General features: G+C 68.6%; 7 protein-coding genes. 4 read left to right on the plus strand and 3 right to left on the minus strand.

What is annotated here, in order from left to right; genetic code table 11:
• Positions 1 to 62 precede the first annotated feature (62 nt).
• Complete coding sequence (locus DB30_RS38955; RefSeq protein WP_153258486.1) at positions 63 to 779, plus strand: hypothetical protein; 717 nt, start codon at positions 63 to 65, stop codon at positions 777 to 779.
• 45 nt (positions 780 to 824) lie between these two features.
• Here the strand turns inward: DB30_RS38955 and DB30_RS38960 are convergent, their stop codons facing one another.
• Positions 825 to 1,265: a cytochrome c-type biogenesis protein gene (locus tag DB30_RS38960; protein ID WP_052558972.1), complete on the minus strand. Its 441-nt coding sequence runs from the start codon at positions 1,263 to 1,265 to the stop codon at positions 825 to 827.
• A gap of 172 nt (positions 1,266 to 1,437) precedes the next feature.
• Here DB30_RS38960 and DB30_RS38965 point away from each other — a divergent pair, with 172 nt between their 5' ends.
• Both DB30_RS38965 and DB30_RS38970 read left to right on the plus strand, forming a co-directional pair.
• Complete coding sequence (locus DB30_RS38965; protein ID WP_052558973.1) at positions 1,438 to 3,189, plus strand: FHA domain-containing protein; 1,752 nt, start codon at positions 1,438 to 1,440, stop codon at positions 3,187 to 3,189.
• Positions 3,189 to 4,349: a hypothetical protein gene (locus DB30_RS38970; RefSeq protein ID WP_052558975.1), complete on the plus strand. Its 1,161-nt coding sequence runs from the start codon at positions 3,189 to 3,191 to the stop codon at positions 4,347 to 4,349. Before DB30_RS38965 ends, DB30_RS38970 begins: the two co-directional genes overlap by 1 nt.
• A 68-nt stretch (positions 4,350 to 4,417) precedes the next feature.
• Here the strand turns inward: DB30_RS38970 and DB30_RS38975 are convergent, their stop codons facing one another.
• Both DB30_RS38975 and DB30_RS38980 read right to left on the minus strand, forming a co-directional pair.
• Positions 4,418 to 6,244 (minus strand): hypothetical protein, encoded by a 1,827-nt coding sequence (locus tag DB30_RS38975; RefSeq protein ID WP_052558977.1) that lies wholly within the window; start codon positions 6,242 to 6,244, stop codon positions 4,418 to 4,420.
• A complete protein-coding gene (locus DB30_RS38980) occupies positions 6,241 to 7,440 on the minus strand; it encodes a carboxypeptidase-like regulatory domain-containing protein (RefSeq protein ID WP_146662626.1) in 1,200 nt (399 codons plus the stop codon). Before DB30_RS38980 ends, DB30_RS38975 begins: the two co-directional genes overlap by 4 nt.
• Positions 7,441 to 7,670: 230 nt before the next feature.
• Between DB30_RS38980 and DB30_RS43315 the strand changes: the two genes are divergently transcribed.
• On the plus strand, positions 7,671 to 8,041 hold a 371-nt coding region (locus tag DB30_RS43315), incomplete at its 3' end, for a double zinc ribbon domain-containing protein (protein WP_205633170.1).

The following is an 8,041-nucleotide window of genomic DNA, read 5'->3' on the forward strand; positions in this document are numbered from 1 at the left end:
GCAGGGCCGCGGCGATTCACGCCTTTACAGCGTCTCGCTTGGCTCGCTACAGTGGCGCCGACATGCGAACTCGATCCAAGGTCACCATTGGTCTCACCGGGATGCTCGCCCTGGGCCTGTTCGCCTGCGACGGCGTGAGCGCCGTCGATGCCATGAAGAAGGCCGACGAAGAGCCGAAGGCCGAGGACACCGAGCCGCGTGAAAAGCGAGAGATCCCGACGTCGGTGCTGCCCGAGCCCACCGCCGAGGAGCTCGCGGCCTGGGATCGCAAGGATCCCGAGGGCGAAAAGCACCTCTACAAGTGGGACAAGGCCAACGCCAAGGCGATGCAGACCTACTGGAAAGAGCTGCGCTGTCTCCGCGACAAGATGAAGGAAGAGGGCCAAAAGGCATTTGGCGCCGAACCTGGGGGCCCGGAGCAGCAACAGTGGGAGCAGTTCAAGCTGGCCTTCATCGATCCGGTCGCCGACGCGTGGCAGCAAAAGCTGTTCGCCGCTCAGGGCCAGGACATCCTCACGAAGTCCAAGTACATCGGCAACATCCTCGAGGCCCACGAGCTGGTGATGAACGGCTACCCGGTCGCCTACAACGACGGCGACGAGATCGAGATCAAGCGCACGGACGCGCTGTGGACCGTCGCCGAGAACCGGGTCGTGGACTACTCGAACAAGATCGGCGCGCCGCTAACCTTCCCCGATCTCGAGAACGCCAAAGAAAAGAAGAAGTGGGACAAGTTCTGCCACGACGTGATCTTCCCCCCCAAGAAGAAGAAAAAGTGAGTCGCTTCGGCGCGGCACGGGCAGCCGCGCCCGTGCTGAACCTCGTCAGATCCCGTCGATGTCGTCGAGCTCGTCCTCTAGCCGGTCGAGCTCGTCCGCGCTGACCCTGGCGAGCGGCTTTGATGAAGACTTTGCGCTGTCTTCGCTGCCTGACTGGTTCGGACGCAGCCACTTGCGGGCAGACAACACGATCATCGCCAACGCCAGCACGGCGCCAAGGATGATCGCCACCAGGATCTCGCTCTGGTGGGCCGTGCCCATCTTGTCCTCCCCAAAGCGGGACACGAGCGCGGTCTCGATCTGCTCGCGATCTTGGCCCTGCTTGGCCAGCCCCAAGATGTCGTCTTCCAGCTCGCGCGCCGCCTCCGACGGGCAGCTGGCGATCGAGCGGCCAGGGCAATAGGGCGAGGGCATCTCCGCGGCGATGTCGCGGGCGAGGGACTCGGCCTGCAGATCTGCGGGTGTCGGCTTGGCGGGCGAGCTCATGGGGTGGGGGAGTTATGCCACGCGAGGCTATTTTCAGCTCGGGTGAGAGCCGTGCGGTTATTGCGCAGCGTGCGACATGACGCGATCCCGAGCCCCCCGCCGCCGCAGCTGGCACTCGCTGCTTTCAAACACGGCGCTTGAGGCACGCCCCCCATCGGGGTAAGCCAGAGCCGTGCTCACGGTCGTGGTCCACGAAAAAGGTGGGAAGACGCAGCGCTTCCCGTTCGAGGGCGACCAGTTCTGCGTCGGCCGCGAGGAAGACAACGAGCTGTTGCTCGATCGGGCCAACGTCTCGAAGTACCACCTGCGCTTTCGTCGAGTGCAAGGAGGTGTCGAGGTGCTGGATCTCGAGAGCACCAACGGCACCTACGTCAACGGCCGCCGGCTGGCGACGCCACGCAAGGTTCGGCGATCGGACCGGATCTACGTCGGCGACTTCATCTTGATGCTCGACGGCGACGATCAATCGATCGCCCCACGCGAGCGCGCCGAGCTGCCGGTCGCGGGCGCCGACGGCAAGCCACGCCGGACCGCGGTTGGGATCCCGCCGGCAGAAGCGGAGCGCGGCGAGCCGCTGCCGGGCGCCGAAGAGGAAGAAGACGAGACCGTGTTCACCTCGGCGCGGCGGGTCTCGGCGCCGGGGGTCGAGAGCGCGTACCTCGACAAGATCGCCAGCCGGGTGATCCAGACCGCGCTCATCAACATTCGTGACCTCGATCCGCTCCACGCGGCCAGCGTCCACGAGACCGATCGCAACAAGGCGCTGGCGCTGATCGACTCGATGATCGCGGACATGCGCCGCAACGCCGAGATCGAAGCGGAGGTCGAGCTCGAGCCCCTCAAGGGTCGGATCGCGCGAGAGCTGCTCGAGCTCGGTCCGCTGACCGAGCTGATGCAGGACGACGGCGTCGTCGAGATCCAGGTCGTTGGTGGCGGCTCGATCCGGGTCGTTCGCGAGGGCACCAACAAAGCCACCCGCGCGGAGCTGGTCGAGCGCCGGTTCTCGGGTGATCGGGCGTTGGCCTTGGCTTGCCGCCGGCTCGCGCGGCAGTGGGGCTTCTTGGTCGAGGGCCAGCAGATCCTCGAGGGCAAGGTGTCCGACGGCTTCTATATGTACGCGCTGCTGCCCCCGACGCAGGTCAACGCGCCCGTGCTCAACCTGCGCCGGACCCGAACCGACGCGAACAATTTGTCGGCGTTGGTCCAAGAGGGCGTGCTGAGCGAGGACATGCGCGAGGTCCTGCGCGCGGCGATCCGCGGCGCGCGACGGCTGCTGATCTCCGCTTCGGGCGGCGTGAACCTCGATCGTTTCATGCACGCGCTCAGCGGCGAGGTGCCCGACGACATGCGCGTGGTGTGCATCTCCGACACCGGTCGGCTCGGCGCCAACAAGCGCAGCTGGATCCAGGTTCGGCGGATCAGCGATCCCGGCGACACCGTGCATCTGTCCGACTCGCTCGGGATCTTGCTGCGGGGTGGCGTGGACCTGCTGGTCTCGCAGCGCTGCCGGCACGAGGACGCCGCCTCGGTGATCGACGCGATCTCGGGTGCAACGGCGGGCGCGGTCGTGTCCGTGTGGGGCATCGACTCGGCCCACGCGCTCAGTCGCCTGGCCGCGCTCAGCACGGTCGCCAGCGGCGCGATCCAGGCGTTGACCGTCGCGCTCGCGCGCTCGGTCGATCTGCTGGTCCGCGTCAGCGTGGGCGCAAACAACGAGGCCATGCAGATCATCGAGCTGGTCGAGCCCCGCGTCAAAGAGGGCAACCAGATCGTTCACATGCCGATCTTCCGGGCGATGAAGGGCCAGGACGGCGCGACGGAATTCCGTCCAACGGGCACGGTGCCAGCGTTCATCAGCGAGGTCGCCGAGCGCGGCATCAACCTGCCGATGAGCGTGTTCAAGCCCGACAAGAAAAACGCCTGATGGGTCGCTCAGATCGCCCCAATCAACGCCTCGAGGCCCTGATTGACCGCATTGAAGATCGGTTGATCGACGCCCCGATCGGCCTGCATCGAGTCGGTGAGCCCGCCACCGCCGCCGCGCTCGCGCAGGCCAGCCTCAGCGAGGACGCCGCCGGGTTGTGGGGTCGCTGGGATGGGATCGAGTTTGGCAACGCCGAGGCCCGGCTGTTGAGTCTCGCGGATCAGATCCTGGCGACCGAAGAGGCCAAGGCCGCAGGGATCTTGCGCGAGGGGGATCGGGTGATCGGCGAGATCGGGCTGGCGCTGCTGATCGCTCCGGCGGATCCGTGGGACGAAGGCGGCGAGGTCGTGATGGTGGAAGACGACGGCGAGCGGGCGCCCTACGCCTCGAGCGTGGTCCGTCTCGCGCTGGGTCTGATCGCCGAGATGAGCGTCCTGTATGACGACGACGGCGAGTACCGCGAGGGCTTGTTCGAGGAGCACGGGGATCTGACCCCCAAGGCCGAGCGCCGGTTGCTGCGGCGTCGCCTCGACTTTGACGAGGACGCCCCGTTTCCGCGCTTTCGTCTGGGCCAGCTGCTGCGTCGCGGCGGCGAGCTCCGAGCCGCGCGGGCCGAGCTGCGCCGCGTGCTTCGCTGCGCCCCCGAGTTTTGCTGGGCGCACTGGGAGCTCGGGCGGGTCGAGCTCGAGGTCGCCGCCAGCGACGAAGCCGGTGACGCGCGCACGGCTGCTCGACAGAGCTTCGCGGCCGCAGCGGAGAAGGCCAGCGACTCCCACCTGCGCGCGCTGTTCTTGGCCTGGCAAGCCTGGTCCAGCGACGGCGCCGAGCGTGAGCGCGTGGCCGCCGAGGTCCTGCAGCTCGATCCCGGCTTCGCTAGCGCCCGCGAGGCGGGGTTGCGCGAGGCGATCGAGGACGAAGATCGCAGCCGCGCGCAGGAGCTCCTGGGTCTGGCCCTCGCCGTCGCGCCCCGTCAGCTCGGGTTGCTCGAGCTGCGCGCGGCCGTCGAGGCGCTCCCCGTCGTCGAGCGGTCCGCCGGCACATCGGACGCGGAGGACGAGCACGCACCGACCCCCGACGTCGAGCCCAACGCGAAGGCTGCCAGGATCAAGGCTGGGAAGGCCGACAGCCGTCGAAAGCCCGGCCGCTCGCGCAAGCGCTGAGCCACGGGACCGTCACCACGGGACCGTCACCACGGGACCGTCACCACGGGACCATCACGCCGGTCCCGTCACCACGGGACGGGGACGATCGGGGCCGGGCCGGCGTCGGGGATCGCCGCGGCGCTGGTGGTGATCTGCTCGATCACGATCGGCGGCCCGTCGACGCGTGTGGCCGTGAGAACCAGGACGACGCGCTCACCTGCCGCGAGCTCACCGACACCAAGCGGCACGACATTGTCGGTGCCGACCTCGAGCGGGTGACGGGCGATCGAGCGTCGGACACCAGCGTCGGTCTGAACGAACACCTGCACTTGGGCCTTCGCCCAGGCGGGGATGCTCAGCGCCACCCGGTCACCGAGGTGCCGCATCTGCGGCCACGCGGGCCACAGCAGATCGAGCAGCGAGCGCGTCACCTCGGCGGCGGCGGGGAGCAGCTGCGCGGCCTGATCGCGATAGCAGGTCTCGTCGAGGTAGGGCCGAGTCCGGCCGTCTAGATCGGTGTCGAAGGCCGCGAGCGCGCGCCCTGTCGAGGTCAGCAAGTAGCCCCGCTCGGCCGGCCACGGCGAGAGCGTGGCGCCCTCGACCTCGGAGGGATCGAGCCAGTGATCGTCACCGAGCAAGGTCGCCGCCGCCTCCGATGCGCTGAGGGTCGCGTCGAGGTACTTGGGGGCGGGGACGCTGGACTCCGAGAAGAAGTGGCGCCCAGCGAGGGTGGCGATGCCACCGTACTGACCTTCGCCGAGCACGTGGCCGAGCAAGGTGGTAGCGAGGGGCTCGCCGGCGGGTGGCTGGCCTGGGCCGCCCGCGGGCGCGAGGCTGGCTGACGGCTCTGACGGAGCGGGCTCGTCGGGCGCAGATGCATCGTCTAGGTCCTCGAGATCTTCTGGATCTTCTGGATCTTCTGGATCTTCTGGATCATCGAGATCATCTGGCTCAGCGGGCTGATCTGGATAGTCGGGGTGCGCGGGCAGACCTGCGGACGCGTGGGCCCGACCGAGCAGGTCGAGCAGGTCGGGCAGGTCAGCGCGGCCGTACTCGACCCGCACGAATTCTTGCAGCGGCAGCCCACGATCGCCGAGCACGGGGGACAGCGGCGCGAAGAAGGCCGTCGCGTCGCCGCGCGCGTGGGCGGGGACCGACAGATCTTGCATCACGTGGATCAACGCCCCAACGCCCAACAGCCCGAGCGCGAGGTGGTGGTCCCGCTCGGCCTTCGTGCTTGCGGTGCTGGCCGCGGCCAAGTGCGCGTAGGTCTGGGGGGGCGCGAGCAGATCGTTGGGATCTTCCAGCCACGCGATCGCCGAGCTGGACTGCCCCGCGAAGTTGGTGCCAGTCACCACGCCCGCCATCGGCTCGCCGTTTGACCGAGCCTGGCGCTTGCGCAAGACGCTGGCCGGCAGATCGTCGTCGCGCCAGCGGGGAGACTCGGGGTGGGCCCGATCCACGAAGTGGTGCAGGTGCCGGGCCGAAGGCGTGACCTCGGCGAGCATGCCCAAGCGCAGCCAGCCGAGCGCCGACTGCTCCCACAGCGCCTGATCCACGCAAAACAGCTGGGTCTCGGGCGGCGCAGCGGCCGAAGGACACGTGCCCGGCCCTCCCAGCGGGCGCGCACCAACATCCGCGGGGGCGCTGCGGATCGTCAGCTGCAGCAGCCGCAGCTGATCTTTGCTCAGGCGGTCTGGGTCGACCCGCAGCGAGGTGAACAACCCGCGCTCGAGCTCGCTGGCGTCCATCCAACGCAGGTGCACGGCGCTGCGGGTGACCGCGGACTCGAGCAGACCTTGGTGCGTCGTCGATGGATCCCACGCCGCGGCAGGCGTCGAGGCCAGCCCGAGCCCAAGCGTGAGCAGACCGCAGGCGGCGAGGAGGGGGGCTCGTCGCGACAGGCGCTTCATGGTGGGGGGTCCTGCGGTGCGGGTTGAGGATCTTCGGGGGGCACGCTGGCGCCCGCGCCAGGCTTGGCGTCGCCGGCTTCGGCGGGATCGGGCGGAGGCTGGGCGGTCACCGAGCCAAGCAGGTGGAGCCGCCCGTGAATGTACTTGGCCAAGATGATCGCAGTGTCGATGTCGATGCACTGCGCGGGCCCGCAGCTGACGAGCACACCGGTTTGGTTGTCGCGGTCGATGAACGCGACCCCGCGAAAATTCGTGCCGGGCTCTTCGTAGATCCAGGTCTCATCGGTGACCTCGGGGCTGACCTCGACCGGGAGGTTCTCGCGGAAGATCTCGATGACGGGATCGAGCCCGCCGGTTGGGCGGTGCCAGGTCCGATACGAAAAGTCGTACTCCTCGTCCTGGTCGACGGCCCGAAACAGGACGCCGTGATAAAAATCGGTGCGCGGGAAGTCGCCGAGATCTTCGATGACAAACTCCCCGTCGTAGCCCGTGCGCATTGCGACATCCTCGGGGAAGATCACCTGGCCAGCATCGAGCCACAGATCTTTCACGCTGGCGGGGTCCTCCGAGCTGCTGGGTCCGCTTGGGCTGGGCCCGCCCGTCTGCTCGCCGGACCCGCCGCCGCCGGTCATGGCCGCGTAGAGGTCGAGGTTGGCCTGTCGCTGTTCCCAGCTGGCAACGCGCGCGACCTCGCGGGGGGCCGCGAGAAACAGGAGGTGCTCGGCGTGCGAGTCTCGCTCTCGCCACTTGCTGAGCTCGATCCGGTTGTGGCGGCCCGTGAAATCGCGCCGGGCACCGCCCTCGAGCAGCGCGTCCGAGCGATAGCTCGCGTAGCCGCGCTTGTAGACGACCAGGTGAAACGAGACCAAGCGCAGGCTGCTGCCCCGCTTGCGCAGGGGGGCGCGACCGATTCGGTAGCGGCCTGCCTCATCGGTCTGGACGGAGATGGTCTCCGAGCCGCCAGGGGCGATGAAGCCGTCGCCGCGGTCGTAGGACCAAACCCCGACGACGACCGCGTCTTGGACCGGCACGCCGGTTGCTTGGTCGACGATCTGCCCGTCGAAGGGCCCGACCAGGCTGGTGTCGGTGACCTGGTTGCGGGCCCCCTTGAACGGCGCTGGTCGGATGATCGGTGCGCAGGCGAGGCTGGGGAGCAGGGCCAAGCTCAGGACCAAGACCAGGCCGTGTGTGCGCAAGAGTGGCAGGGTGGTCTCCGAGGGCGACGAGAGCGGCGACGATATCAAGGCGAGGTCCAACGGACGAGATACAAGCCGCGTACAGGGCGCTGCGATTGACGCCCAGCGGGGTGCCCGATAACCTCGCTGCCTGGCCACGCGGTCTATCCCAGCCCGCGTAGCCTTTCAAGGCCCGTTGACCTGCCGTCGGCGGACACGCAGCGCCCGCCCGAACTCGGATGGCGGACCAGATGGCCCAAACGATCCCATGCCCGGCGTGCGGCACCGACAACTCGACTGACGAGGTGCGGTGTCATGTGTGTGACTACGAACTCCGCGCTCGTCTCCCCGGGCCAGCGGACATGTCGAAGTGCCCCCGTTGCGGCTCTGGTGTCGCCGGCGGGGCCGCGTTTTGTCAGGTCTGCGGACAGTCGGTCGAGCTGCGGCACGCGCGTCCGCACACCGGAGCGCTCAACGTCCGCGCCATGTTTGGCGATCAGGTCGACATCCCCTCGCGGTTGCCGATCCGCGAACACACAGAGATCGCCCCGAGCGCCCGCCAGCCCGCGAGCCCAACCTTCTCGCCGCCAGGCGGGGGCGGGGGCGGGGGCCGGCCAGCGCC

The organism is Enhygromyxa salina, assembly GCF_000737335.2.
GTDB lineage: Bacteria > Myxococcota_A > Polyangia > Nannocystales > Nannocystaceae > Plesiocystis > Plesiocystis salina_C.

Coding starts and splice junctions, on each gene's coding strand:
- DB30_RS38970 (WP_052558975.1), top strand. CDS start 3,189: ATGGGTCGCTCAGATCGCCCCAATCAACGCCTCGAGGCCCTGATTGAC.
- DB30_RS38975 (WP_052558977.1), bottom strand. CDS start 6,244: ATGAAGCGCCTGTCGCGACGAGCCCCCCTCCTCGCCGCCTGCGGTCTG.
- DB30_RS38955 (WP_153258486.1), top strand. CDS start 63: ATGCGAACTCGATCCAAGGTCACCATTGGTCTCACCGGGATGCTCGCC.
- DB30_RS38960 (WP_052558972.1), bottom strand. CDS start 1,265: ATGAGCTCGCCCGCCAAGCCGACACCCGCAGATCTGCAGGCCGAGTCC.